This is a genomic window from Pseudomonas eutrophicaquae, from assembly GCF_023544715.1.
In the GTDB taxonomy this organism is placed as follows: Bacteria; Pseudomonadota; Gammaproteobacteria; order Pseudomonadales; family Pseudomonadaceae; genus Geopseudomonas.
In genome coordinates, this window is record NZ_JAMJEZ010000007.1 from 1 (window position 1) to 24,623 (window position 24,623).

Here is a 24,623-nt window from a genome sequence, read left to right on the forward strand (position 1 = left end):
GGAAGCTGAAGCCGCGTATTATCGACAACTCGACGAGTCAGCCCTGGCGGCATGACTCAAACCAGAGAGCCTCCGGAATTCCCGGGGCGGTTCAGCTGATCAACTCAAGATCGCTGTAATCCGCCAGCAGATCGCCGGCACAGTAGAACGCCAACGGCGCCACGCTGTTGGCGGGCATGAAATAGCGCACGCTCAGGCCCATCTTGCTGAAGTACGCATCAGTCAGTGAGTGCTCGTCCTGCCGATACTCAACCCCCAGTACCGGGTGCACGTTGTCGGTGCGCTGGTAGGTCTTGGTATGGGACACACTGAGGCAAATAAGTGGCGGCTTCTTGAAGTGCTCACGGTAGGCACTGGAGCTGACGAAGTGCTTGAACAGCTGCCCGTGCAGCTCGCCAAAGCCTTCGGGCACGCTGAACTCGGACTGATGCTGGTTATGCTCGAGCAGACGCACGCTGAAGTCGTAGTCGCGGACATACGAGGAGAAACTGTTGCCGACTACGCCGTCGATCTTTGCGTTTTTATGCCGATCGATGATGTTGGTTTTGAGCAGCTCGATCAGCGGCAGACACTGATCCGCGGCCTGCCCGGTCAGCCCGATGTCCACCGAGACGATCTCCAGCTCGACCGAATACCGATCACCGTTTGGATTATCCCAATGCGCCAGTGCGTTAAAGCGGTTGTCGATCATCTTCAGGGTATTGCGCAGGTTCTCCTGACGACGCGCCCCGCGGGCCAGATTGGCAAAGTTGGTGGTCAGCCGGGTATTTCCGGCCGGGACATAGTGCTCATCAAACCTCGTGCTGTTGACGGAAAACTGGAAGTCGGTACTCATATTCCACGCGCTCTGTACTTGAAATGGATCCTGACGGCGACATCGATCTTTTGGCCAACAGGCGCTGCGGCAGCGCTTGACCGTTTGTCTGGGATTCATTTTCAGCACCGGCAACCAATTAGACAAACTCATTTTATTCTTTGTGAAATAAAATTTTATTCATGATTGCAGGCGTGCGAGCACCGATCTCAACAGGGAACGGGTGATCGGTCTTGACGCAAATTGAACGGCGACTCTCTTCGTGGCGCATGCATCACGGGGCGCAAAACTACCGGCGATATACGCCCAACGCCGGTGCAAGCCCGCTGAATACAAGCGAAAGATCATGCTATGCTGCGGTCGCGACTGCAGTGGCAGAGGAGGCTGCGCCAGCCTGAAGCGAGACCTATCCGCTCGCCTTCCAGTGCTTGCCGGTCTGATGCCACACAACAACAAGCAGCCGAAGGCCACAAGCCGATGCGCTTGGAACAACCTCAAGAGGTACTTTCCTGAGCGCATCAAGACTCTGTGCAACCACAGCAAAACTGAGGGTTAGATCAAAAGATGTCCACCTCCAAAATTATCTATACCTTGACCGACGAAGCACCGGCGCTGGCCACCTACTCCCTGCTTCCGATCATCCAGGCCTACACCGCTTCTTCCGGTATTGCCGTTGAAACCCGGGACATCTCCCTCGCCGGCCGTATCATTGCCCTCTTCCCCGAATACCTGAAGCCCGAGCAGCAGATTGGTGATCACCTCACCGAGCTGGGCCAGCTGGCCACCACGCCTGAAGCCAACATCATCAAGCTGCCGAACATCAGTGCCTCCGTTCCGCAGCTGCTCGCCGCCATCAAAGAGCTGCAGAGCCAGGGTTATGCCCTGCCGGACTATCCGGAAAATCCGGCCAACGACACCGAAAAAGACATCAAGGCCCGCTACGACCGCGTCAAGGGCAGTGCCGTGAACCCGGTGCTGCGCGAGGGCAACTCCGATCGCCGCGCCCCGCTGTCGGTCAAGAACTACGCTCGCAAGAATCCGCACAAGATGGGTGCCTGGAGCGCTGATTCCCAGTCCCACATTGCCTTCATGACGCAGGGCGATTTCTACGGCAGTGAAAAGGCCGTGACCGTAGCCGCCGATGGCAGCGTGAAGATCGAGCTGATCGCCGCCGATGGCAACAGCACCGTGCTCAAGGCCAAGACCAGTGTCAAGGCGGGCGAGATCCTCGACTGCTCGGTGATGAGCAAGCAGGCGCTGCGCCAGTTCATCGCTGCCCAGATCGACGAAGCCAAGCAGCAGGGCGTGCTGCTCTCCGCGCACCTCAAGGCCACCATGATGAAGGTCTCCGACCCGATCATGTTCGGCCACATCGTCAGCGAGTACTACAAGGACGCCCTGACCAAGCACGCCGACGTGCTGGCGGAAGTCGGCTTCAATCCGAACAACGGCATTGGCGACCTGTACGCGCGCATCAAGGCGCTGCCGGCTGAGCAGCAGGCCGCCATCGAAGCCGATGTGCAGGCCGTCTACGCCGTGCGTCCGCCGCTGGCGATGGTCAACTCCGACAAGGGCATCACCAACCTGCATGTGCCGAGCGACATCATCGTCGACGCCTCGATGCCGGCCATGATCCGTGACTCCGGCAAGATGTGGGGCCCGGATGGTCAGCTGCACGACACCAAGGCACTGATCCCTGACCGCTGCTACGCCACCATCTACCAGGCGGTCATCGAGGACTGCAAAGCGCACGGCGCCTTCGATCCGGTGACCATGGGCAGCGTGCCCAACGTCGGTCTGATGGCGCAGAAGGCCGAGGAATACGGCTCCCACGACAAGACCTTTGAAATCGCCCAGGCCGGCGTGGTGCGCGTCAGCGACGAAGCCGGTCAGGTGCTGATGGAGCAGCCGGTTGAAGCCGGTGACATCTGGCGCATGTGCCAGGCCAAGGACGCACCGATCCAGGACTGGGTCAAGCTCGCCGTCAACCGCGCCCGCGCCAGCAACACCCCGGCCATCTTCTGGCTGGACGCCCAGCGCGCCCACGATGCCGAGATGATCAAGAAGGTCGAGCAGTGCCTGAAGGATCACGACACCAGCGGCCTGGATATCCGTGTCCTCGCCCCGGTAGAGGCGATGAAGCTGTCCCTGGAGCGCATCCGCGCCGGCCAAGACACCATCTCGGTGACCGGCAACGTGCTGCGTGACTACCTGACCGACCTGTTCCCGATCATGGAGCTGGGCACCTCCGCCAAGATGCTCTCCATCGTGCCGCTGATGAACGGCGGTGGTCTGTTCGAGACCGGCGCCGGTGGCTCCGCTCCCAAGCACGTGCAGCAGTTCCTCGAGGAAAACCACCTGCGCTGGGATTCGCTGGGTGAGTTCCTAGCACTGGCAGCCTCGCTGGAGCATCTGGCCGCAGCGACCGGTAACCGCAAGGCACAGGTTCTGGCCGATACCCTCGACCAGGCCAACGCCCAGTTCCTCGACAGCAACAAGTCGCCCTCGCGCAAGGTCGGTCAGCTCGACAACCGCGGCAGTCACTTCTACCTGGCCCTGTACTGGGCGCAGGCACTGGCTGCTCAGGACGTCGATGCGGAGCTCAAGGCTCAGTTCAGCGGTCTGGCCAAGACCCTGGCCGAGCAGGAGCAGCAGATCGTCACCGAGCTGAACGAGGTGCAAGGCAAGACGCTGGATATCGGCGGCTACTACCATGCCGATCCGGCGCTGACCAGCCAGGCCATGCGCCCGAGCGCAACCTTCAACGCCGCTCTGGCCACCCTGGCCTGAGCAACCCTGCGTTGACGAGCGCACCGTGACGCCTCTGGCGTCCAGACGACCCCGGCTGCGGCCGGGGTTGTCGTCTCTGCGGCGCGCCTGCCGTACCGAACAAGGAGAATGCCGATGGCACGCTTCACCCCCCATGTCACCGTGGCCACCGTCGTCGAGGATCAGGGCCGCTTCCTGCTGGTCGAAGAGCATGCCGAAGGGCGCGTGGTGCTCAATCAGCCCGCGGGTCATCTGGAAGCCAACGAAAGCCTGCTGGAAGCAGCGCTGCGTGAAACCCTGGAAGAAACCGGCTGGGAAGTCGAGCTGACCGGCGTCACCGGCCTCTACCTCTACACCGCCCCCAGCAATGGCGTGACCTACCAGCGCATCTGCTTTGCCGCCCGCCCGCTGCGCCACCGCCCGGATCTGCCGCTCGATCAGGGCATCATCGGCCCACGCTGGCTGACCCGCGCCGAGCTCGAGCAGCAGCAGGCCCAATGGCGCAGCCATCTGGTCGCCCGCTGCATCGACGACTACCTGGCCGGCCATCACTACCCGCTGACACTGATCCGCACCTCACCATGATCGCCTGCTAGAATCGTCCCTTTTCCAGCCCAGCGGTTTTCCGGATGACTATGCGTGACCCAGCCCATACCCGCGTGATCGTCGGCATGTCCGGCGGTGTCGACTCCTCGGTCTCTGCCCTCTTGCTGATGCAGCAGGGTTATCAGGTCGAAGGTCTGTTCATGAAGAACTGGGAAGAGGACGACGGCACCGAGTACTGCACCGCCAAGGAAGACCTCGCCGATGCCCAGGCGGTCTGTGACAAGCTGGGCATCCGGCTGCACACCGCCAACTTCGCCGCCGAATACTGGGATCATGTATTCGAACATTTTCTCGCCGAATACAAGGCTGGACGCACGCCCAACCCGGACATCCTTTGTAACCGGGAAATCAAGTTCAAGGCCTTCCTCGACTACGCGCTGATGCTCGGCGCTGATCTGATCGCCACCGGGCATTATGTGCGCCGCCGCGATATCGACGGGCGCAGCGAGCTGCTCAAGGGCCTCGATCCGAACAAGGATCAGAGCTACTTCCTGCACGCGGTCGGCGGTGAGCAGATCGCCCGCACTCTGTTCCCGGTCGGCGAGCTGGAGAAGCCTGCGGTGCGCGCCATTGCCGAGCAGCATGGCCTGGTCACCGCCAAGAAGAAGGACTCCACCGGCATCTGCTTCATCGGCGAGCGGCGCTTCCGTGATTTCCTCAAGCAGTACCTGCCGGCCCAGCCGGGGGAAATCCAGACCATCGACGGCCAGGTGATCGGCCAGCACCACGGCCTGATGTATCACACCATCGGCCAGCGTCAGGGGCTGGGCATCGGCGGCATGAAGGATGCCGGCGACGACGCCTGGTATGTGCTGGCCAAGGACATGGCGCGCAATGTGCTGATCGTCGGTCAGGGTAACGAACATCCCTGGCTGTTCTCACGCAGCCTGGAAGCCTCGCAGATCTTCTGGGTCAACCCGATCGCACTGGATGCCCCACGCCCGCTCACCGCCAAGGTGCGCTACCGCCAGCAGGATCAGGCCTGCACCCTAGAGCGTACCGCCAGCGGTTATCGGGTCACCTTCAGCGAGCCACAGCGCGCCGTCACCCCCGGGCAATCGGTGGTGTTCTATGACGGCGAGGTGTGCCTGGGCGGTGGCGTGATCGAGACCACCACGCCCTGGGATGCGGAGATCCAGCGCCCATGACCCCGCAACAGGAACGCCTGCTGGCCCTGTGTGGCGTCTTCGAGGCCGCCGCACTGGTTGATCGTCTGGCCAAGAGCGGCCAGGTCAGCGAGGCACCGCTCGGCTGTCTGCTCGGCAGCCTGCTGGTGCGCAACCCTAAAAACACCCTCGAAGTCTACGGCGGCGATCACTACAACCTGCGTGACGGTGTACGCGCCTTGGCCGGTGCGCTGGAGCGCAACCCACAGCAGCTACCGCGCGAAACGCTGCGCTATGCGGTGGCGCTGATCGCCCTGGAGCGCCAGCTGGCCAAGCGCTCGGGCATGCTGCAGGTCATCGGCAGCCGTCTGCAGCAGATCGAGCAGCAGGTCGAACTGTTCGGCATCACCCATGACAACGTGATCGCCGCCTGCGCCGCGCTCTATCAGGACACTCTCAGCACCTTCCGCCAGCGCATCCAGGTGCATGGCGAGATGCGCCACCTGCAAGACAGCCGCAATGCCGACCGGATCCGCGCCCTGCTGCTGGCCGGCATCCGCAGCGCCATGCTCTGGCGCCAGCTGGGTGGGCGACGCTGGCAACTGCTGCTCAGCCGCAAGCGCCTGCTGGATGATCTTTACCCGCTGCTGCGGGGCTGAGCCATGCCATCCACTACCCCGCTGCGCCGCCAGCAACCGCTGCGCGGTGCCGCCTTGCTGGCCCTGTCGGCGCTGTTCTTTGCCCTGATGGGCGTGTTCATCCGCGAGGCCACCGCCAGCGTCAACAACGAGATGATCGTGTTCTTTCGCAATGCGGTCGGCGTGCTGTTCTTCCTGCCGCTGGTGCTGACCCGCGGCCTGACACCGCTGCGTACCCAGCGCCCCTGGGCGCATATCAAGCGCAGCCTGTACGGGCTGGCGGCGATGTACTGCTACTTCTATGCCCTCGCCCACCTGCCGCTGACCGACGCCATGCTGTTCAGCTACGCCGCGCCGGTCTTCGTGCCGCTGATTGCTCGCGTCTGGCTCAAGGAGCCGCTGACCCGCCCGATGCTGGCCGCCACGGCCATCGGCTTCGTCGGTGTAGCGCTGGTGGCCAAACCGAGCGGCGCCCTGCTCTCGGGGCTGTCGCTGGTCGGCATCCTTGCTGCTGTACTGGCGGCCTGTGCCTTTGTCTCGATCCGCGAGATGAGCAGCAGCGAGCCGGCTTTTCGGATCGTGTTCTGGTTCGCGCTGGTCAGCACGCTGATCTCCGCCGTGCCGCTGCTTTGGGCCTGGCAGACGCTCACCGCCCCGCAGTGGCTGCTGCTGATCGCCGCCGGCCTGACCGCAAGCTTCGGGCAGATTGCCATGTCGCAAGCCTACAGCTGCGCACCGCCCGGCCTGATCGGCCCGGTCGCTTACCTCGCCATCGTGTTTGGCGGACTGATCGCCTGGCTGCGCTGGGACGAGGTACCTGGTCAGGCCTCGCTGATCGGGGCGGCCCTGGTCTTTGCCGCTGGCCTGCTGCCGCTGCTGTGGCGCACCAAGCCCGCAGCCTGACACGGCGCCCATCCCGGTCCGCCGGCAGAGCGGTCAATCATGTATAATCTGCACCCTTTCAGCACCCGACACCCACAGAGAACGTCCTCATGCAGCTCTCCCCGCTCACCGCAGTGTCTCCCGTCGATGGCCGCTATGGCAGCAAAACCAGCGCCCTGCGCCCGATCTTCAGCGAGTTCGGCCTGATCCGTAACCGCGTCAAGGTCGAGGTTCGCTGGCTGCAGCGTCTGGCTGCCCATGCCGGCATCCCGGAAGTCGCGCCGTTCTCCGCCGAGGCCCATGCCCTGCTGAACGCGCTGGCGGAGAACTTCCAGCTCGAGCACGCCGAGCGCATCAAGGAGATCGAGCGCACCACCAACCACGACGTCAAGGCCGTGGAGTACCTGCTCAAAGAGCAAGCCGCCCAGCTGCCGGAACTGGCTGCGGTCAGCGAGTTCATCCACTTCGCCTGCACCAGCGAGGACATCAACAACCTGTCCCATGCGCTGATGCTGCGCGAGGGCCGCGATGAGGTGCTGCTGCCGCTGATGCGCCAGTTGGCCGACGCCATCCGCGCCCTGGCCGTGCAGTTCGCCGAGGTGCCGATGCTCTCGCGCACCCACGGCCAGCCGGCCTCGCCGACCACCCTCGGCAAGGAAATGGCCAACGTGGTCTACCGTCTGGAGCGCCAGATTGCCCAGATCGCTGCCGTGCCGCTGCTCGGCAAGATCAATGGCGCGGTGGGCAACTACAACGCCCACCTGTCGGCCTACCCGGATATTGACTGGGAAACCAACGCCCGCGAGTTCATCGAAGGTGACCTGGGTCTTGCCTGGAACCCCTACACCACCCAGATCGAGCCGCACGACTACATCGCCGAGCTGTACGATGCGATCGCCCGCTTCAACACCATCCTGATCGATTTTGATCGCGACGTATGGGGCTACATCTCCCTCGGCTACTTCAAGCAGAAGACCGTGGCCGGCGAGATCGGCTCCTCGACCATGCCGCACAAGGTCAACCCGATCGACTTCGAGAACTCCGAAGGCAACCTCGGTATCGCCAACGCGATCATGCAGCACCTGGCCAGCAAGCTGCCGATCTCCCGCTGGCAGCGCGACCTGACCGACTCCACCGTGCTACGCAACCTCGGGGTGGGCCTGGCGCACAGCGTCATTGCCTACGAGGCCAGCCTCAAGGGCATCGGCAAGCTGGAACTGAACGCCGCCCGCGTCGCCGAAGACCTGGACAACTGCTGGGAAGTGCTGGCCGAGCCGGTGCAGACTGTGATGCGCCGCTACGCAGTGGAAAATGCCTACGAGAAGCTCAAGGAGCTGACCCGCGGCAAAGGCATCAGCGCCGACGCCCTGCGCGAGTTCATCGACACCCTGGACATCCCGGAAGCCGCCAAGGCCGAACTGCGTGTGATGACCCCGGCCAGCTACATCGGCAATGCCGTGGCTCAGGCCAAACGCATCTGATCCCAGCCTGAACGGCCCCTCGCCCGACCGTATAGACTGGTCATCGCCAGTCTTGCGGTCGGGCGTTTTCATATCAAAGAGTTGGATATGGCACCTGATACCCCGCTGCAACTGCTGGGCGGCCTGACGCCCCGCGAATTTCTCCGCGACTACTGGCAGCAGAAGCCGCTGCTGATCCGCCAGGCCATCCCCGGCTACCAGAGCCCGATCAGTGCGGACGAACTGGCCGGACTCTCCCTTGAGGAAGAGGTCGAGTCGCGCATCATCCTCGAACACGGCGACCAGCCCTGGGAGCTGCGCCGCGGCCCCTTTGGCGAGGACACCTACCAGCAATTGCCCGAGCGTGACTGGACCCTGCTGGTGCAGGCGGTCGATCAGTTCGTGCCGGAGTGCCGTGAACTGCTCGAGCAGTTCCAGTTCCTGCCCAGCTGGCGCATCGATGACCTGATGATCAGCTACGCCGCCCCCGGTGGTGGTGTGGGTCCGCACTACGACAACTACGACGTGTTCCTGCTGCAGGCCGAAGGCCGCCGGCGCTGGAAGCTTGGCCAGTGGTGCGACAGCGACACCGCGCTGCTCGAGCATGACGAGCTGCGCATCCTGGCCGGCTTCGAGCAGGATGAGGAGTTCGTGCTTGAGCCGGGCGACATGCTCTATCTGCCGCCGCGTCTGGCCCACTACGGCATTGCCGAAGATGAGTGCCTGACCTTCTCGGTAGGTTTTCGCGCGCCCAGCGCCAGTGAAGTGCTCAGCCACTTCACGGATTTTCTCGGCCAGTTTCTCCCCGACGAGGAGCGCTACAGCGACCTTGGCTGCGCGCCTACCCAGGATCCGCACCAGATCCAGCGTGATGCCCTGCTGCGCCTGAAAGGCCTGATCGACCGGCACATCAACAACGAACAGCTGCTGATGACCTGGTTTGGTCAGTTCATGACCGAGCCACGCTATCCGGAACTGGTCGGTGGACTGGACATCGAGCTGGGCGAGTGCTTCGGCGCACTGGCCGAGGGCGCCCTGCTGGTGCGCAACCCCAGCGCCCGCCTGGCCTGGAGTGAGCTCGATGACGGCGTGGTGCTGTTTGTCAGCGGCCTGAGTCGCCGCCTGGACGGCGAACTGCGCGAACTGCTCAAGCTGATCTGCAGCGCCGACATTTTCTACCTCGACAACCTTGCCCCGTGGCTGGACAACGATGAAGCGTTGACGCTGATCCACGAACTGGTCAAACAGGGCAGCCTGGAGTTTGCCAACGATGAGTAGGATCCATGTACGTATCGCCGACTGGCAGGCGGACAATGCCGATCTGCGGCGCATCCGTGAAGCGGTGTTTGTCACCGAGCAGGAGGTGCCGCCGGAGCTGGAGTGGGACGGCGAGGACGAAACCGCCGTGCACTTTCTCGCCCTTGAGGACGAATTTGCCGTAGGCACCGCACGCCTGCTGCCCGACGGGCGGATTGGCCGGGTCTCGGTACTCAAGGACTGGCGCGGTCTGCACATCGGCGAGCGCCTGATGGAAGCGGCGATTGCCGAAGCAGAGCGCCGCGGCCTGCGCCGTCAGTTCCTCACCGCGCAGAGCTATGCGATTGCCTTCTATGAGCGCCTGGGTTTCCAGGTCTGCAGCGAGGAGTTTCTCGAGGCTGGCATCCCGCATGTCGACATGGAGCGCGACAGCGCCTGAGTCGCCCGCGCACCCGGCACAGGCCGGGTGCGCTCACCTCGACAGAGCCCGGGGTTGCAGGCTCTCCCCCTTGATACTCCCCTCGCCTGCAGCGCTCTAGACTTTTGTAGTAGCTCCAGAAAAAAACTACAAAACCGATTGACGCTGCCATTCACCCGGCGCATGATGCCCTCGCTCCCGCTGACCAGAGGCCGTAAAACGCCCCTGAAGCACTCAGGTCAGGCTGACCGACTGAGGCTTCATGTCAGTACCCCATCCGGTGGTGCGACAAGGTAGCGACGGGGACACGGTTACAGCGAAGAACCGGAAGCAACCGCTTCACCTGATGGCCGAACGGGCCGGCACCTGCTGCTACGCAGGCTGTCTTTGCACGTCCCGGCGCAGCGTGTAGTGCCTTCCAGCTTCACTACAACCGCCCGTCCTGTTGCGACGCACTGCGGTGAGCCCCTGCAACACAGTGTTCAAACATTTGCGCTTGAATGGTTGTGTTGGTGCTCGATGAAACAACTTCCTGAAGGATTGAACATGTCCGCATACCAGAACGAGATCAAGGCCGTCGCCGCTCTGAAAGAAACGTATGGCAGCAGCTGGGACGCCATCAACCCCGAGTCCGCTGCGCGCATGCGCATCCAGAACCGCTTCAAGACCGGTCTGGACATCGCCAAGTACACCGCGGCCATCATGCGCAAGGACATGGCCGAGTACGACGCCGACTCCTCTGTCTACACCCAGTCCCTGGGCTGCTGGCATGGCTTCATCGGTCAGCAGAAGCTGATCTCCATCAAGAAGCACCTGAAGACCACCAACAAGCGCTACCTGTACCTGTCCGGCTGGATGGTTGCTGCCCTGCGCTCTGACTTCGGTCCGCTGCCGGACCAGTCGATGCACGAGAAGACCGCCGTTTCCGGTCTGATCGAAGAGCTGTACACCTTCCTGCGTCAGGCTGATGCCCGTGAGCTGGACCTGCTGTTCGTCGCGCTGGACAAGGCTCGTGCCGAAGGCGACAAGGCCAAGGAAGCTGAGCTGCTGGCCCAGATCGACGGCTACGAAACTCACGTTGTCCCGATCATCGCCGACATCGACGCCGGTTTCGGTAACGCTGAAGCGACCTACCTGCTGGCCAAGAAGATGATCGAAGCCGGTGCCTGCTGCATCCAGATCGAGAACCAGGTTTCCGACGAGAAGCAGTGCGGCCACCAGGACGGTAAAGTCACCGTTCCGCACGAAGACTTCCTCGCCAAGATCAACGCTGTGCGCTACGCCTTCCTCGAGCTGGGCGTTGACGATGGCGTGATCGTTGCCCGTACCGACTCCCTGGGCGCCGGTCTGACCAAGCAGATCGCCGTAACCCGCGAGCCGGGCGACCTGGGCGACAAGTACAACAGCTTCCTGGACTGCGAAGAGATCAGCCCGGCCGACATGAAGAATGGCGACGTGGTGCTGAACCGCGACGGCAAGCTGCTGCGTCCGAAGCGTCTGGCCTCCGGCCTGTTCCAGTTCCGTGCTGGCACCGGCGAAGACCGTTGCGTGCTGGACTGCATCACCAGCCTGCAGAACGGTGCTGACCTGCTGTGGATCGAAACCGAGAAGCCGCACGTTGGCCAGATCAAGGGCATGGTTGACCGCATCCGCGAAGTCATCCCGAATGCCAAGCTGGTGTACAACAACAGCCCGTCCTTCAACTGGACCCTGAACTTCCGTCAGCAGGTGTTCGACGCCATGGCTGCCGAAGGCAAGGACGTCTCCGCCTACGACCGCGCCAAGCTGATGAGTGTCGAGTACGACAACACCGAGCTGGCTCAGGTTGCCGACGAGAAGATCCGTACCTTCCAGCGCGACGGTTCCGCTCAGGCTGGCATCTTCCACCACCTGATCACCCTGCCGACCTACCACACTGCGGCCCTGTCCACCGACAACCTGGCCAAGGGCTATTTCGCCGACCTGGGCATGCTGGCCTACGTCAAGGGCGTGCAGCGTGAAGAACTGCGTCAGGGCATCGCCTGCGTCAAGCACCAGAACATGGCTGGCTCCGACATCGGCGACAACCACAAGGAATACTTTGCTGGTGAGGCCGCGCTGAAGGCCTCCGGTAAAGACAACACCATGAACCAGTTCCACTAAGAACTGGCTCAAGAGGGCAGTAACCTGCCCTCTCTGGTGTAAAAAACCCCGACGCTTGCGTCGGGGTTTTTGTTTGTCTGCACGGCAACGAGCGTTCAGCGCAGCAAGCCTGACCCACTCATCAGGGCGGCAGCGGCGGTTCGGCATGTCCCTGTCGGTGCGCAAGATACAAATCGATCAGATAGCGGGAGATCGAGCCCGGCGGCGGCAACAGCGGCAACTGGTCGAGCGCAAACCAGCGCGCATCGACGATCTCCTCCGGTTGAGGGACGATCTCACCACCGGCGTAGTCGGCATGAAAGCCCAGCATCAGCGAATGCGGGAACGGCCAGCTCTGGCTGGTCACATAGCGCAGGTTCTCGACCCGCACCGCCACCTCCTCCGCCACCTCACGGTGCACGCAGGCCTCGATCGATTCCCCCGGTTCGACAAAGCCGGCCAGCGTGCTGTACATGCCATTGGCAAAGCGCGGCGAGCGCGCCAGCAGCAGATGATCGCCGCGGGTCACCAGCACAATGATGCTGGGCGACAGGCGCGGATAGAAATGCACATGGCACGCCGGACACGCCATCGCCCGCTGCCCGGCCAGCGGCTGCAAGGCCACGCCACAGCCACCGCAGAAACGGTGCTGCCGCGCCCAGGTGGCGATCTGCGCCGCATAGCCGAGCAGGCGAAAGGCCGGTCGATCCCCTTCGACCAGAAACTGGCGCAGGCCTTTCCAGTAGCCCCCCGGCAGAGGAGCGGCCAGGGCCTCGGACAGCTCCAGCACAAACACCGGCTCGCCCTGCCAATAGCCGATGCCCTGCTCGCTCAGCACCCCTTCAAGCTGGCGCTCCCGGCCATCACGCCGCCATAGCGGCCCGTGCGCCGAGCAGAAAAACTGCTGGCGGCAATGCAGCACAAACCAGCCGCCCGTCTGCGACTCATCGATCACCGCGACCTGCCAATCCGTCATCACCTCACCTTCGCCTTCCCAAAACTTCACGCAGACTCACTCCAGCAGGCAGTCCACCGTATAGCGCCGCGCTCCCTGCACCTCATGCTCGCGCAAGCCCTGCACCTCGCTGCGAAACCCCGGAAACGCATCGGCCAGTGTCACCACAGCGCGCAGATAATCGATCAGGCTGTGCTGCAGCGTGCCGAAACGCTCTCCCGGCAGAATCAGCGCGATCCCCGGCGGATAAGGTACCAGTATGACCGCCGCGACCCGTCCAGGCAGTGCCTCCAGCGGCACCGCCTCGACCGCACCGCGCACCAGCCGCTCGAACGCCTCGGCTGGCGTCAGCACCATCGGTGGCCGCTGCCGGTGCAACTCCTCCAGCAGGGCCGGCAAGCGCGCGCGGCGATACGCCTCGTGCAGCTGCTGACACAGATCACGCAAGCCCAGCCCACGATAACGCTGCGGCTCATCCGCCAGCAGGCTGGGCAAGGCCTCCTCCAGCGGCGCATTGCCATCATGCAGGCGCTTGAAGGTCAGAAGCTCGGTGATCAGGCTGCTCCACTTGCCCTTGGTGACCCCCATCGAGAACAGCACCAGCAGCGAATAGAGGCCGGTCTTTTCCACCACCACGCCGCGCTCATGCAGAAAGCGGCTCAGCACGCGCGCCGGAATGCCCTGCGCCGCCAACTGGCCGTCCGGCATCAGCCCCGGCGTCACCAGGGTGACCTTGAGCGGATCCAGCAGGACATGCTCGCTCGCCAGCGCCCCAAAACCATGCCAGTGCGCCTCACTTTCCAGCACCCAGTCGGCCGACTGCAGCGTCGTGGCCCCCGTTGCCTGCGGCGGTTGCCACAGCTCGAACCACCAGTCACCCCGCACAAGTCCGGCGCGCAGACGCGCCATCGCGCGCCGGAACGCCAGCGCCTCGTCATGGCACTCCTGAATCAGTGACTGCCCGGCCTCGCCTTCCATCATCGCCGCCGCCACATCCAGCGAAGCGAGGATGGCGTATTGCGGCGAGGTGGAGGTGTGCATCATGAACGCCTCATTGAAGCGCGCCACATCCAGCGTCCGCTCCGGCGCATTGCGCACATGGATCATCGAGGCCTGACTGAACGCCGCCAGCATCTTGTGGCTGGACTGGGTGCTGCACACCAGCGGCATGGGCTCACCGGCGCTGCGGGTCACGCCCATGGCAAAACGCTCGGCATAGAACGGGTGGAAGGCCGCATAGGCAAACCAGGCTTCATCAACATGCAGCACCTCGGCAGACGCGCCCAGCGTGCGACAGATTTGCTCGAGGTTGTAGCACAGGCCGTCATAGGTCGAGTGAGTCAGCAACACCAGACGCACCCGGGGTGCGCGTCCGGCAGCCTGCGGACAGGCCGCAATTTTTGCGGCAATCGCCGCCTGGCTGAATTCTTCCAGCGGCACCGGCCCAATGAGCCCCAGGGCATTGCGCGCCGGCTCCAGATACAGCGGAATCGCACCGGTCATCACCAGCGCATGCACCACCGACTTGTGGCAGTTGCGATCCACCAGCACCAGATCCCCGCGACTGACCAGCGCGTGCCAGACGATCTTGTTGGCAGTCGACGTGCCATTGATCACGAAAAAGCTGTGATCAGCGGCAAAGATCCGCGCAGCGCGTTGCTCGGCGGCCGCCAGTGGCCCGCTGTGATCGAGCAGCGAACCCAGCTCGCCCACCGAGACCGACAGATCCGCCCGCAGGGTGTTCTCGCCAAAAAAGCGCTGAAACGCCAAGCCCACCGGACTCTTGCGATAAGCCACGCCACCGCCATGCCCCGGCGTGTGCCAGGTGTGCCGCGCCCGGGCGCTGTAGCGGCGCAGCGTCCGGAAAAACGGCGGCAGCAGGGTCTCGAAATAGTGCTCGATCGCCTGCAGCACCTGAGCGGCCAGAAAGGCCACGCTGTCCTCGAACAGGTAGAGAATGCCGCGCCACTGGCCCAGCTCACTGAAGGTTTCCGGCGGTGCCTGCTCCAGGGTCAGCTGCTCGCCCAGCGCGAACAGCGGCAGATGCGGAGCCCGCTGGCGGGCACTGTGCAGCAACGCGCTCATGGCCTGCAGGCGGGGCGCATCGCTGCCGGCATCCTCGGCGCCCAGCAGGATCGCCGCCAGCCCGTGCTGGGAGCTGGCAATCAGCTGCCCCTCGGACAGCTCCGCCGTAGCCAGCACCGCCTGACCGCGCTGCTCGAAGGCGGTAATCAGCTCACGCAGACGCACACCAGCAAGGCTATCGGCATGCAATTGGGGATGAATCAGCAGCAGGGAAAATCCAAGATCGTCATGCATGACGGCTACCTGTCAACGCCGGGTCACGCCTCAGGGTAGCCGCTTCAGTGGCGGGTCGCCGCCAACTCTGCCTCCAGGCGACTCCACAGCGCCTCCCCGCCGCAGGCCTTGGCCAGTGCCGCCAGCCGGGCCGCATGCTGCTGGCACTCCTCATCACTGGCGCGGATCACCGGCGTGCGCGGCCGCTCCACCGGCAAGCGACGGATCTCGCTGGTCTGCGCGCCGGGGCTGCTGTCCTCACCGCCCTGCCCGGCCAGCGACAGGCTGGTCTGGCCACCGGTCATCGCCAGGTAGACGTCGGCGAGAATCTCGGCATCCAGCAATGCGCCGTGCAGCTCACGGCCCGAGTTGTCTACGCCGTAGCGTTTGCACAGCGCATCGAGGCTGTTGCGCTGCCCAGGATGCCGCTCGCGGGCCATCCGCAGGGTGTCCAACACGCTGCAGTAATCCAGCACACTGCCCAGCGGCGGGCGGTCCTTGAGCAGGGCGAACTCGTGGTTGAGAAAGCCAATGTCGAAGGCCGCGTTATGGATTACCAGCTCGGCGCCGCGCACAAAGTCAAGAAATTCATCGACGATCTCGTGAAAGCGCGGCTTGTCGGCCAGAAACGCATCGGTGATGCCGTGCACCGCTACCGCGCCCTCGTCCACCTCGCGCTCGGGATTGATGTAGACATGAAAATGCCGGCCAGTCAGCCGGCGGCCGATCACCTCGACGCAGCCGATTTCGATGATGCGGTGTCCCTCGCGGGGCTCAAGGCCGGTGGTCTCGGTATCGAGAATGACCAGCCGCTCGATCGTGGTGTCTTGACTCATTGCAGTACCTTTTATTCAACGCGCAGGCTTCAGCGCCCGCCCAGCTCGGCCACGCCGCGGTTGGCCAACTGGTCGGCGCGCTCATTGCCGGGGTGGCCGTTATGGCCGCGCACCCACTGCCAGTGCACCTCATGGCGCGCCACCTGCTCATCCAGCGCCTGCCACAGATCGGCGTTCTTCACCGGCTGACGGCTGGCGGTCTTCCAGCCGCGCTTCTTCCAGTTGGGCAGCCACTCGCGGATGCCCTTCATCACATATTCAGAATCGGTGGTCAGCTGCACCCGGCAGGGTCGCTTGAGCAGCGCCAGCGCACGGATGGCCGCCGTCAACTCCATGCGGTTATTAGTGGTGGCCTGCTCGCCGCCCCACAGCTCACGCTCGACACCGCGGCAGACCAGCAGCGCCCCCCAGCCACCGGGGCCAGGATTGCCCTTGCAGGCACCATCGGTGTAGATCTCGACACTATCACTCATGATCGACTCGGATTATCCGGTTGATGTCCCACCTTGGCCACCGGCACGGCACGCAGCGGCAGGCGCGGCGCCCGACGGCTCTCTGGCAGCGGCCGCAATCCGGCCACCCGCTTGCAGGCGACCAGCACATAGCAGCCACCGCCGGGCAACTGCAGGCGCTGTGCCACCTGCTCGACACGCGAGCATCCGCCCGCCCGGGACATGCAAAGCGGCGGACGATAACACCCGAACTGACGATGCTCCAGCGCAAAGCCCAGAAGATGCAGCCAGTCGATCAGCCGTGCCGGGGACAGTGGATGCAGGCGCTGCTCGGCCGGGCCACACCAGCGGCCACGCAGCCCCCAGAGGCTCCAGGGATTCACGCCGACCATCACCAGATGCCCGCCGGGCCTAACGCAGCGCGCCGCCTCGCGCAGCAGCTGATGGGGCGAGTCGGCACACTCCAGGGCATTGAGCAGCAGCACCGCATCGGCGGCATGCTCACGCACCGGCCAGGCCGCCTCCTCGCTGAGCAGCTCGCTACCTGGATGCTGCATGCCCAGCCGGATGACATGCCGTACGCGCTCACGGGCTGGCCGCACCAGATCGCTGCCGTAATGCAGCAGATACTGCATGACCTTCCCGGCCAGCGCCGCCTCGAGCAGCGCCTGCTGCTGAGCCTGCAGATACTGACCGGCTGGCGTGGCCAGCCAGTCTTGCAGGCGCTGGGTGCGCGAATGGGCGGTTGATACCTGCATGTGCGATCTTGCTCCCCGTATGGCCGGACGGCGGCTTCTGTGCCTAAGATATTTGCCGTATTCCTCAACCGACAGAGCCTACCGATGCTGCAGATTACCCCGCTGCCCGCCTTCGACGACAACTATATCTGGCTGCTCAGCGACGCGGCGCTCGGCCGCTGCGCCGTGGTTGATCCGGGCGATGCCGCCCCGGTGCTCGAGTGGCTGGCAGCCCATCCACAGATGCGCCTTGAGGCCATCCTGATCACCCATCATCACGGCGATCATACCGGCGGCATTGCCGCGCTCAAGGCCGCGACCCAGGCCACCGTCTATGGCCCGGCGCTTGAGAACATCCCGGGCCGCGACATCGCCCTGGAAGACGGCCAATCCCTTGAGGTGCTGGGACATGCCTGGCAGATCATGCACGTGCCCGGACACACCGCCGGCCACATCGCCCTGTACGCCGACAGCGTCGCCGAGGGCGTGCTGTTCTGCGGTGACACCCTGTTCAGCGCCGGCTGTGGCCGCCTGTTCGAGGGCACGGCGGCGCAGATGCACGCTTCACTGCAGCGCCTGGCCGCCTTGCCGGCGACCACGGCGGTGTACTGCACCCACGAATACACCCTCAGCAACCTGCGCTTTGCCTTGGCGGTCGAGCCGCAGAATCAGGCGCTGCGGGACTACCAGCAGACCGCCGCCGCGCAGCGGGTCGCCGGGCAACCCACCCTGCCCTCAAGCCTGGCGCGCGAGCGGGCCATCAACCCGTTCCTGCGCGGCAATCAGCCGGCGATTCGCCAGCAGCTGGCCGCCGAGCGGGGCCAGTTGCCCGGCAGCGATGCCGAGGCGTTCGCCCTGCTGCGCGCCTGGAAGGATAGCTTCTGAGCCGACGGGCTTCCTTGACCCCGGCGGCGGCTCCTTCCTAGAATCCCAGCCCCTTCACGCTCAAAGTGCTGCAGCCGATGCCGTCGCCCCTTACCCGATCCCTGCCGCCGCGCCTGCTGTCCATGCCCCGCCTGCTGCTGGCGGGCGCCCTGTTGGCACTGGCCGGCTGCAGCAGTCTGGGGCCACCGCAGTCCACCGCCACGACCAAGACGCCCAGCCACGCGGTCACGACCACCCAGACCATCCCCTGGTACATGCCCCAGTACGGTGCGGAGTCCCCGGAAGCGGCGCAGGACATCTGGGAGCGCATCCGCAAGGGTTACCAGCTGCAGGCGCTGAGCGACGATAATCCGCGCATCGACCATCAGCGCTTTGGCTTTGCCAACCGTCCCGCCTCGCTGCAACGCATCGCCGAGCGCAGCAGTCCCTACATCCACTATGTGGTCGAGCGTCTTGAAGAACAGGGCATGCCGCTGGAGCTGGCCCTGCTGCCGATGATCGAAAGCTCCTACAACCCGCTGGCCCTGTCGCCGGCACAGGCGGCCGGACTCTGGCAGTTCATCCCCTCCACCGGGCGCCACTTCAACCTGCGTCAGACCCGCTGGTACGACGGCCGGCGCGACATCACCGCCTCGACCAACGCCGCCATCCGCTACCTGCGCCGCCTGCATGACATGTTCAACGGTGACTGGCTGCTGGCGCTGGCAGCCTATAACGCCGGCGAGGGCACCGTCAGCCGCGCCATCGAGCGCAACTTCAATCAGGGTCTGCCGACCGATTACTGGAACCTGCCGCTGCCGCGCGAAACCCAGGACTATGTGCCCAAGCTGCTCGCCCTGGCGCAGATCATCCAAGCCCCCCAAGGCTATGGCCTTGACCTGCCGGCGATTGCCAACGAGCCCTACTTCGAGCAGATCCGCCTGCCCCATCGACTGGATCTGGCCCGCATCGCCAGCCTGGCAGATATGGACGAGGACGAGCTGTTCAAGCTCAACCCGGCCTTCAAGCAGCGCATCGCCGTGGATGGCCCGCTGCGCCTGCTGGTGCCGATCCACAAGGCAGAGGAACTCAGCAGCAGCATCGCCAGCCTGCCGCCCAGCCCGCTGGTCATCAGCGAGCCTGAGCCGGTGGCCAAGCCAGCCCGCAGCCCAGCCCCGCACCGCTACCGGGTGCGCAGCGGCGACAACCTGTGGGAAGTGGCCCGTCGTCACCAGGTCAAGGTGGCGGATCTGCAGCGCTGGAATGGCCTCAAGGGTCATCGCCTGCGGGTCGGCCAGACCCTGCTGGTGCAGCAGGCCCCCGGCGCTCAGCGCAGCGCCACCACCAGCAACAGCACCCGCAAGGCGACCCGCTATCAGGTACGCCGCGGTGATTCGCTGTACAGCATCGCCAAGCGCTTCTCGATCGGGCTCAAGACCCTGCAGAGCTGGAACCCGCGTCTGGGGCGCCAGCTCAAGCCCGGCCAGACCGTGACCCTTTACCTGCCGGCCCGCTGAGCGGCACCTGCCACGCCCGGCGCAACCTTTTGCCGGGCAGTGCAAGCTGGTACTGTAGCCGGCTCAATCCCGCGCCTGCCACGGACCGGACCTGCCACCAATGCATCGTTTCCTTGCCCTGTTGCTGGGCCTGTCCTTCTGCCTGCCTGCCGCCGCCACCCTGGTCGAAAGCCACGGCTACGCCCAGTTCGGCAGCCTGAAATACCCGGCCAGTTTCCGGCATTTCGACTGGGTCAATCCGGAGGCGCCCAAGGGCGGCACCCTGCGGATCATGGGCAGCGGCACCTTCGATACCCTCAACCCGTATACCCTCAAGGGCACTAGCCCGATCAATACCGCCGGCTTCAGCAACTACGGCGTGCATGAGCTGAATGCCCCGCTGATGGTCGGCACCGGACTGTTCGACCCCTCCGGGGATGAGCCGGCCTCCAGCTACGGGCTGGTCGCCGCCTCGGTGGAATACAGCGAGGATCGCAGTTGGGTAGTCTTCAACCTGCGTCCTGAGGCGCGCTTTCACGACGGCAAACCGATCACCGCCTACGATGTGGCGTTCTCCTACCGCCTGCTCAGCCGCGAAGGGCATCCGCAATACCGCACCGCACTGCAGGAGGTCGCCCGGGTCGATATCCTCAATCGCCAGCGGGTGCGTTTTGTCTTCAAGCGCAGCGGCAATCCGCTGCTGATCCTGCGCCTCGGTGAGCTGCCGGTGCTGCCACAGCATTACTGGAGCGGCCGCGACTTCAAGGCCACCACCTACGAGCCGCCGCTGGGCAGTGGTCCGTATCGCATCACCCAGGTAGTGCCGGGGCGGCGCTTGGTGTTCGAGCGGGTCAAGGACTGGTGGGGTACGGAGCTGGCGGTCAATCGCGGCAAGTACAATTTCGAGCGCGTTGAAGTGGAGTTCTACCGCGATAACCACGTGGCCTTCGAGGCGTTCAAGGCCGGCGAGTTCGACATCTACCTGGAGAACCAGGCGAAGAACTGGGCCAGCGGCTACAACATCCCCGCCGTGGCGCGTGGCGAGATCGTCAAGGCGCAGATCCCCCACCAGATCCCCACCCAGACCCAGGCGCTGTTCATGAGCACCCGCCGCGCGCACTTTGCCGATCTGCGGGTGCGCGAGGCCATGGGCCTGCTGTTCGACTTCGAGTGGAGCAACCGCACGCTGTTCAACGACGCTTACCGGCGCAGCACCAGCTACTACCCCAACAGCGAGTTCGCAGCGCGTGGCATCCCGCAGGGTGAGGAATGGCTGCTGCTATCACAGCACCGCAAAGCACTGCCGGCCAGCCTGTTCAGCCAGGCACCGAGCCTGCCGCAGACCGATGGCCGCGGCCTGCCCCGCGAGACGCTGCGCCGCGCCTTGGAGCTTCTGGCGCAGGCCGGCTGGAAGCCTTCAGGCAATCAGCTGGTCAACGGGCACGGCCAGCCGCTGCGCTTTGAGATCCTGCTGGTCAACCCCAGCCTTGAGCGCATCCTGCAGCCCTACCGCGACAACCTGCGCCGCCTCGGCATCCAGGCCAGCCTGCGGACCGTCGATCGTGCCCAGTACAAGCAGCGCATCGACAGCTTCGATTTCGACATGGTGCTGATGACCCTGCCGCAGACACTGAGCCCGGGCCTTGAGCAGTGGCAGTACTTCCACTCCAGCCAGAGTGGCGTGCGCGGCAGCCGCAACTACGCCGGGGTGCGCCATCCGGTGGTGGACGACCTGCTCGACAAGCTCCTCGCCGCCCAGACCCGCGACCAGCAGATCGCCGCCGCCCGCGCCCTCGATCGTGTGCTGCTTTCTCAGCATTACAGCATTCCCAACTGGTACAGCGACTACCACCGCGTGGCTTGGCGCAACCGCTTCGCCCACGTCACCACACCGCCTTACACCCTGGGCCTGCGCGCCTGGTGGCTGACCCCTTCGGAGACTTCCCGATGAGCGCTTTCCTGCATGGCCTGCGCCACCTCGCTGCAGGCAGCGTGCTGCTGCTGGCTGGCCTCCTCGAGGCCGGTGCCGCCGGCCGCCACGCCCTGACCCTGTACGACGAGCCGCCGCGCTATCCGGCGGGGTTCAGCCACTTCGACTACGTCAACCCCGAAGCGCCCAAGGGCGGCACGCTGCGCCAGGCCGGGTTCGGCAGCTTCGACAGCCTCAACCCGTTCATCAACAAGGGCGTGGCGGCCGATGAGATCGGGCTGATTTACGACACCCTAACCAGGCGTAGCCTCGATGAGCCGTTCACCGAATACGGCCTGCTCGCCGAGCGCATCGAAAAGGCGCCCGACAACCGCTGGGTCCGCTTTCACCTGCGCCGCGAGGCGCGTTTTCACGATGGCCAGCCGGTCACCGCTGCCGATGTGGTGTTCACCTTCGACACCCTGATGAAAGACGGCGCACCGCAGTACAAGGCCTACTACGCCGATATCGAAAAAGCCGTGGCCGAGAGCGAACACAGCGTGCGCTTCGATTTTCGCCAGGCCGGCAACCGCGAACTGCCGATGATTGTCGGCCAGCTGCCGGTGTTGCCGCACCATTACTGGGCAGAACGCGACTTCAACCGCACCAGCCTGGAGCCGCCGCTGGGCAGCGGCCCCTACCGGGTGGCCGAGGTGCAGGCCGGGCGCAGCATCCGCTATGCGCGGGTCGAGGACTGGTGGGCCCGGGATCTGCCCCTCAACCGCGGCCAGTACAACTTCGATCATCTGGTGATCGACTACTACCGCGACAACACCGTGGCCCTTGAAGCCCTCAAGGCCGGGCAGTTCGATTTCTGGCTCGAGACCAGCGCCAAGAACTGGGCCACTGCCTACGACACCCCCGCGGTGCGCGAGGGCCGGCTGATCAAGGAAGAGATCACCAATCACAACCCGACCGGCATGCAAGGCTTTCTCTTCAACCTGCGCCGCCCGCTGTTCAAGGATGCGCGGGTACGTGAAGCGCTCGGGCTGCTGTTCGACTTCGAGTGGACCAACCGCCAGCTGTTCCACAACGCCTATGTACGCACCCACAGCTACTTCGAGAACTCTGAACTGGCAGCCCGTGGCCTGCCCACTGCCGAGGAGCTCACGCTGCTTGAGCCTTGGCGCGCCCAGCTGCCGGCGGCGGTGTTCGAGGCCGAGTATCAGGCGCCGCAGAGCGATGGCAGCGGGGTGATCCGCGAGCAGCGCCGCCGGGCCTTCGCCCTGCTGCAGGAGGCCGGCTGGCGGCTGGAAAACGACCGCATGCACGATGCCGAGGGCAAGCCGGTGGTGATCGAGTTCCTGCTCGCCCAGGTCGAGTTCGAGCGGGTGCTGCTGCCGTTCAAGCGCAACCTGGCAAGCCTTGGCATCGAGCTGCAGATCCGCCGCGCCGATGTCTCCCAGTACATCAACCGCCTGCGCTCGCGGGACTTCGACATGGTGGTCGGCAGCTTCGGCCAGTCCAGCTCGCCGGGCAACGAACAGCGCGAATACTGGCATTCGAGCAGCGCTGACAATCCCGGCAGCCGCAACCTGATCGGTCTCAAGGAGCCGGTGATCGATGCGCTGGTCGAGGGGCTGATCGCCGCCGACAGCCGCGCCGAGCTGCTGGCCCACACCCGCGCACTGGATCGCGTCCTGCTCTGGGGCCACTACGTGATCCCCAACTGGCATATCCGCACCTGGCGAGTCGCTCGCTGGGATCGCTTCGCCCATCCCGAGACCACCCCGCGCTACGACATCGGCCTGCACACCTGGTGGTGGCGCGGTGAGTCGCCGCCGGCAACCGACACCCCACGCGCCCCCGCCACCGACAGCACGCCGCCAGCGACCCCCGACGCTCAGGAGGCGCGCTGATGCTGGCCTATATCCTGCGGCGCCTGCTGCTGATCATCCCCACCCTGCTGGGCATCCTGCTGATCAACTTCGTGATCATCCAGGCTGCACCCGGCGGCCCGGTCGAGCAGATGATCGCCAAACTCGAGGGCCTTGATGCCGCCGCCGGCGGTGCCACCGGGCGGATTGCCGGTGGCGGCGCGGAAGTCGCCGCGGCGGGCGCCAGCTACCGCGGCGCTCAGGGCCTGGATCCTGAACTGGTCAAGGAAATCGAGAAGATGTACGGCTTCGACAAGCCGGCCAGCGAGCGCTTCTGGATCATGCTGCAGAACTACCTGCAGCTGGACTTTGGCTCGAGCTTCTTCCGCGATGCCACGGTGATCGAACTGATCGTTGAGAAGATGCCGGTCTCGATCTCGCTGGGGCTGTGGAGCACGCTGATCATGTACCTGGTGTCGATCCCGCTGGGGATCGCCAAGGCGATGCGGCACGGCAGCGCCTTCGATGTCTGGACCAGTACCGCCATCGTGGTCGGCTACGCGATCCCGGCCTTCCTGTTTGCCATCCTCTTGATCGTGCTGTTTGCCGGCGGCAGCTACTTCGACTGGTTCCCGCTGCGCGGGCTGACCTCGAACAATTTTGATGAGCTGAGCACCACCGGCAAGATCCTCGACTACTTCTGGCACCTGGCCCTGCCGGTGACCGCGCTGGTGATCGGCAACTTCGCCACCCTGACCCTGCTGACCAAGAACAGCTTCCTTGACGAGATCGGCAAGCAGTACGTGGTCACCGCGCGCGCCAAGGGCCTGACCGAAACCCGTGTGCTCTATGGCCATGTGTTCCGCAACGCCATGCTGATCATCATTGCCGGCTTTCCGGCCGCGTTCATTGGCCTGTTCTTCACCGGCTCCCTGCTGATCGAGGTGATCTTCTCCCTCGATGGCCTCGGCCTGCTGAGCTTCGAGGCGGCGATCAACCGTGACTATCCGGTGGTCTTTGGCACCCTGTTCATCTTCACCCTGCTGGGACTGGTCGTGAAACTGATCGGTGATCTCACCTACACCCTGGTCGATCCGCGCATCGACTTCGACAGCCGGGAGCACTGAC

Annotated in this window: 19 protein-coding genes and 1 pseudogene; 14 read left to right on the plus strand and 6 right to left on the minus strand. The window is 64.5% G+C overall.

All coding sequences use genetic code 11. The features are described from left to right. Positions 1–94 precede the first annotated feature (94 nt). A pseudogene (locus tag MXC11_RS04635) lies at positions 95–835 on the minus strand (putative oxygenase MesX); the annotation flags it as partial. A gap of 543 nt (positions 836–1,378) precedes the next feature. Here MXC11_RS04635 and MXC11_RS04640 point away from each other — a divergent pair. The 9 genes from MXC11_RS04640 (at position 1,379) to MXC11_RS04680 (ending at position 12,092) form a co-directional block, all read left to right on the plus strand. Then, positions 1,379–3,604, plus strand: coding sequence for an NADP-dependent isocitrate dehydrogenase (locus tag MXC11_RS04640; RefSeq protein WP_250005974.1), 2,226 nt, complete (start codon positions 1,379–1,381; stop codon positions 3,602–3,604). A gap of 114 nt (positions 3,605–3,718) precedes the next feature. After that, entirely contained in the window at positions 3,719–4,168 is a 450-nt protein-coding gene (locus MXC11_RS04645; RefSeq protein ID WP_250005976.1) for an NUDIX hydrolase, read from the plus strand. Positions 4,169–4,218: 50 nt separating this feature from the next. After that, the gene (gene mnmA / locus MXC11_RS04650) at positions 4,219–5,337 is read left to right on the plus strand and encodes a tRNA 2-thiouridine(34) synthase MnmA (protein WP_250006224.1); all 1,119 of its coding nucleotides are present in this window, start codon (positions 4,219–4,221) and stop codon (positions 5,335–5,337) included. Next, positions 5,334–5,954 carry a high frequency lysogenization protein HflD gene (gene hflD / locus MXC11_RS04655; protein WP_250005978.1) on the plus strand — a complete coding sequence of 207 codons (621 nt, stop codon included), beginning with the start codon at positions 5,334–5,336 and terminating at the stop codon, positions 5,952–5,954. The genes mnmA and hflD overlap by 4 nt, the downstream gene beginning before the upstream one ends. Before the next feature lie 3 nt (positions 5,955–5,957). Then, on the plus strand, positions 5,958–6,836 hold the full coding sequence (locus tag MXC11_RS04660; RefSeq protein WP_250005980.1) for a DMT family transporter: 879 nt from the start codon (positions 5,958–5,960) through the stop codon (positions 6,834–6,836). Positions 6,837–6,925: 89 nt separating this feature from the next. Next, positions 6,926–8,296, plus strand: a complete 1,371-nt coding sequence (gene purB / locus MXC11_RS04665) for an adenylosuccinate lyase (protein ID WP_250005982.1) — start codon at positions 6,926–6,928, stop codon at positions 8,294–8,296. An 87-nt stretch (positions 8,297–8,383) separates the two neighbouring features. Further along, a complete protein-coding gene (locus MXC11_RS04670; protein WP_250005984.1) occupies positions 8,384–9,553 on the plus strand; it encodes a ribosomal protein uL16 3-hydroxylase in 1,170 nt (389 codons plus the stop codon). Further along, positions 9,546–9,971: a GNAT family N-acetyltransferase gene (locus MXC11_RS04675; RefSeq protein WP_250005986.1), complete on the plus strand. Its 426-nt coding sequence runs from the start codon at positions 9,546–9,548 to the stop codon at positions 9,969–9,971. Before MXC11_RS04670 ends, MXC11_RS04675 begins: the two co-directional genes overlap by 8 nt. A 525-nt stretch (positions 9,972–10,496) precedes the next feature. Further along, positions 10,497–12,092: an isocitrate lyase gene (locus tag MXC11_RS04680; RefSeq protein WP_250005988.1), complete on the plus strand. Its 1,596-nt coding sequence runs from the start codon at positions 10,497–10,499 to the stop codon at positions 12,090–12,092. A gap of 121 nt (positions 12,093–12,213) precedes the next feature. Here the strand turns inward: MXC11_RS04680 and nudC are convergent, their stop codons facing one another. The 5 genes from nudC to MXC11_RS04705 are packed head-to-tail and all read right to left on the minus strand — an operon-like array spanning position 12,214 to position 17,370. Continuing rightward, entirely contained in the window at positions 12,214–13,047 is an 834-nt protein-coding gene (nudC, locus tag MXC11_RS04685) for an NAD(+) diphosphatase (protein WP_284060391.1), read from the minus strand. 36 nt (positions 13,048–13,083) lie between these two features. Continuing rightward, complete coding sequence (locus MXC11_RS04690; RefSeq protein ID WP_250005989.1) at positions 13,084–15,345, minus strand: Orn/Lys/Arg family decarboxylase; 2,262 nt, start codon at positions 15,343–15,345, stop codon at positions 13,084–13,086. A 44-nt stretch (positions 15,346–15,389) separates the two neighbouring features. Continuing rightward, positions 15,390–16,160 carry a DNA polymerase III subunit epsilon gene (gene dnaQ / locus MXC11_RS04695; RefSeq protein ID WP_250005991.1) on the minus strand — a complete coding sequence of 257 codons (771 nt, stop codon included), beginning with the start codon at positions 16,158–16,160 and terminating at the stop codon, positions 15,390–15,392. Positions 16,161–16,189: 29 nt separating this feature from the next. Next, entirely contained in the window at positions 16,190–16,633 is a 444-nt protein-coding gene (gene rnhA, locus MXC11_RS04700) for a ribonuclease HI (protein ID WP_250005993.1), read from the minus strand. Further along, the gene (locus tag MXC11_RS04705; RefSeq protein WP_250005995.1) at positions 16,630–17,370 is read right to left on the minus strand and encodes a methyltransferase domain-containing protein; all 741 of its coding nucleotides are present in this window, start codon (positions 17,368–17,370) and stop codon (positions 16,630–16,632) included. Before MXC11_RS04705 ends, rnhA begins: the two co-directional genes overlap by 4 nt. A gap of 84 nt (positions 17,371–17,454) precedes the next feature. Between MXC11_RS04705 and gloB the strand changes: the two genes are divergently transcribed. The 5 genes from gloB to MXC11_RS04730 all read left to right on the plus strand — a co-directional run bounded on the left by gloB (position 17,455) and on the right by MXC11_RS04730 (position 24,622). After that, positions 17,455–18,234: a hydroxyacylglutathione hydrolase gene (gene gloB / locus MXC11_RS04710; RefSeq protein WP_250005997.1), complete on the plus strand. Its 780-nt coding sequence runs from the start codon at positions 17,455–17,457 to the stop codon at positions 18,232–18,234. Positions 18,235–18,311: 77 nt separating this feature from the next. Continuing rightward, positions 18,312–19,730 carry a transglycosylase SLT domain-containing protein gene (locus MXC11_RS04715; protein WP_250005999.1) on the plus strand — a complete coding sequence of 473 codons (1,419 nt, stop codon included), beginning with the start codon at positions 18,312–18,314 and terminating at the stop codon, positions 19,728–19,730. A gap of 100 nt (positions 19,731–19,830) precedes the next feature. Next, positions 19,831–21,660: an extracellular solute-binding protein gene (locus MXC11_RS04720; RefSeq protein WP_250006001.1), complete on the plus strand. Its 1,830-nt coding sequence runs from the start codon at positions 19,831–19,833 to the stop codon at positions 21,658–21,660. Then, a complete protein-coding gene (locus MXC11_RS04725; protein ID WP_250006003.1) occupies positions 21,657–23,537 on the plus strand; it encodes an extracellular solute-binding protein in 1,881 nt (626 codons plus the stop codon). The genes MXC11_RS04720 and MXC11_RS04725 overlap by 4 nt, the downstream gene beginning before the upstream one ends. Next, complete coding sequence (locus MXC11_RS04730; RefSeq protein WP_250006005.1) at positions 23,537–24,622, plus strand: microcin C ABC transporter permease YejB; 1,086 nt, start codon at positions 23,537–23,539, stop codon at positions 24,620–24,622. The genes MXC11_RS04725 and MXC11_RS04730 overlap by 1 nt, the downstream gene beginning before the upstream one ends. Position 24,623: the final 1 nt, after the last annotated feature.

What these genes read in the sequence shown, in the direction of transcription:
- MXC11_RS04725 (WP_250006003.1), top strand. Translation starts at nt 21,657, where the DNA reads ATGAGCGCTTTCCTGCATGGCCTGCGCCACCTCGCTGCAGGCAGCGTG.
- MXC11_RS04680 (WP_250005988.1), top strand. Translation starts at nt 10,497, where the DNA reads ATGTCCGCATACCAGAACGAGATCAAGGCCGTCGCCGCTCTGAAAGAA.
- nudC (WP_284060391.1), bottom strand. Translation starts at nt 13,047, where the DNA reads ATGACGGATTGGCAGGTCGCGGTGATCGATGAGTCGCAGACGGGCGGC.
- MXC11_RS04645 (WP_250005976.1), top strand. Translation starts at nt 3,719, where the DNA reads ATGGCACGCTTCACCCCCCATGTCACCGTGGCCACCGTCGTCGAGGAT.
- MXC11_RS04660 (WP_250005980.1), top strand. Translation starts at nt 5,958, where the DNA reads ATGCCATCCACTACCCCGCTGCGCCGCCAGCAACCGCTGCGCGGTGCC.
- MXC11_RS04705 (WP_250005995.1), bottom strand. Translation starts at nt 17,370, where the DNA reads ATGCAGGTATCAACCGCCCATTCGCGCACCCAGCGCCTGCAAGACTGG.
- MXC11_RS04640 (WP_250005974.1), top strand. Translation starts at nt 1,379, where the DNA reads ATGTCCACCTCCAAAATTATCTATACCTTGACCGACGAAGCACCGGCG.
- MXC11_RS04690 (WP_250005989.1), bottom strand. Translation starts at nt 15,345, where the DNA reads ATGCATGACGATCTTGGATTTTCCCTGCTGCTGATTCATCCCCAATTG.
- mnmA (WP_250006224.1), top strand. Translation starts at nt 4,219, where the DNA reads ATGCGTGACCCAGCCCATACCCGCGTGATCGTCGGCATGTCCGGCGGT.
- MXC11_RS04670 (WP_250005984.1), top strand. Translation starts at nt 8,384, where the DNA reads ATGGCACCTGATACCCCGCTGCAACTGCTGGGCGGCCTGACGCCCCGC.
- MXC11_RS04720 (WP_250006001.1), top strand. Translation starts at nt 19,831, where the DNA reads ATGCATCGTTTCCTTGCCCTGTTGCTGGGCCTGTCCTTCTGCCTGCCT.
- hflD (WP_250005978.1), top strand. Translation starts at nt 5,334, where the DNA reads ATGACCCCGCAACAGGAACGCCTGCTGGCCCTGTGTGGCGTCTTCGAG.
- MXC11_RS04715 (WP_250005999.1), top strand. Translation starts at nt 18,312, where the DNA reads ATGCCGTCGCCCCTTACCCGATCCCTGCCGCCGCGCCTGCTGTCCATG.
- dnaQ (WP_250005991.1), bottom strand. Translation starts at nt 16,160, where the DNA reads ATGAGTCAAGACACCACGATCGAGCGGCTGGTCATTCTCGATACCGAG.
- gloB (WP_250005997.1), top strand. Translation starts at nt 17,455, where the DNA reads ATGCTGCAGATTACCCCGCTGCCCGCCTTCGACGACAACTATATCTGG.
- MXC11_RS04675 (WP_250005986.1), top strand. Translation starts at nt 9,546, where the DNA reads ATGAGTAGGATCCATGTACGTATCGCCGACTGGCAGGCGGACAATGCC.
- purB (WP_250005982.1), top strand. Translation starts at nt 6,926, where the DNA reads ATGCAGCTCTCCCCGCTCACCGCAGTGTCTCCCGTCGATGGCCGCTAT.
- MXC11_RS04730 (WP_250006005.1), top strand. Translation starts at nt 23,537, where the DNA reads ATGCTGGCCTATATCCTGCGGCGCCTGCTGCTGATCATCCCCACCCTG.
- rnhA (WP_250005993.1), bottom strand. Translation starts at nt 16,633, where the DNA reads ATGAGTGATAGTGTCGAGATCTACACCGATGGTGCCTGCAAGGGCAAT.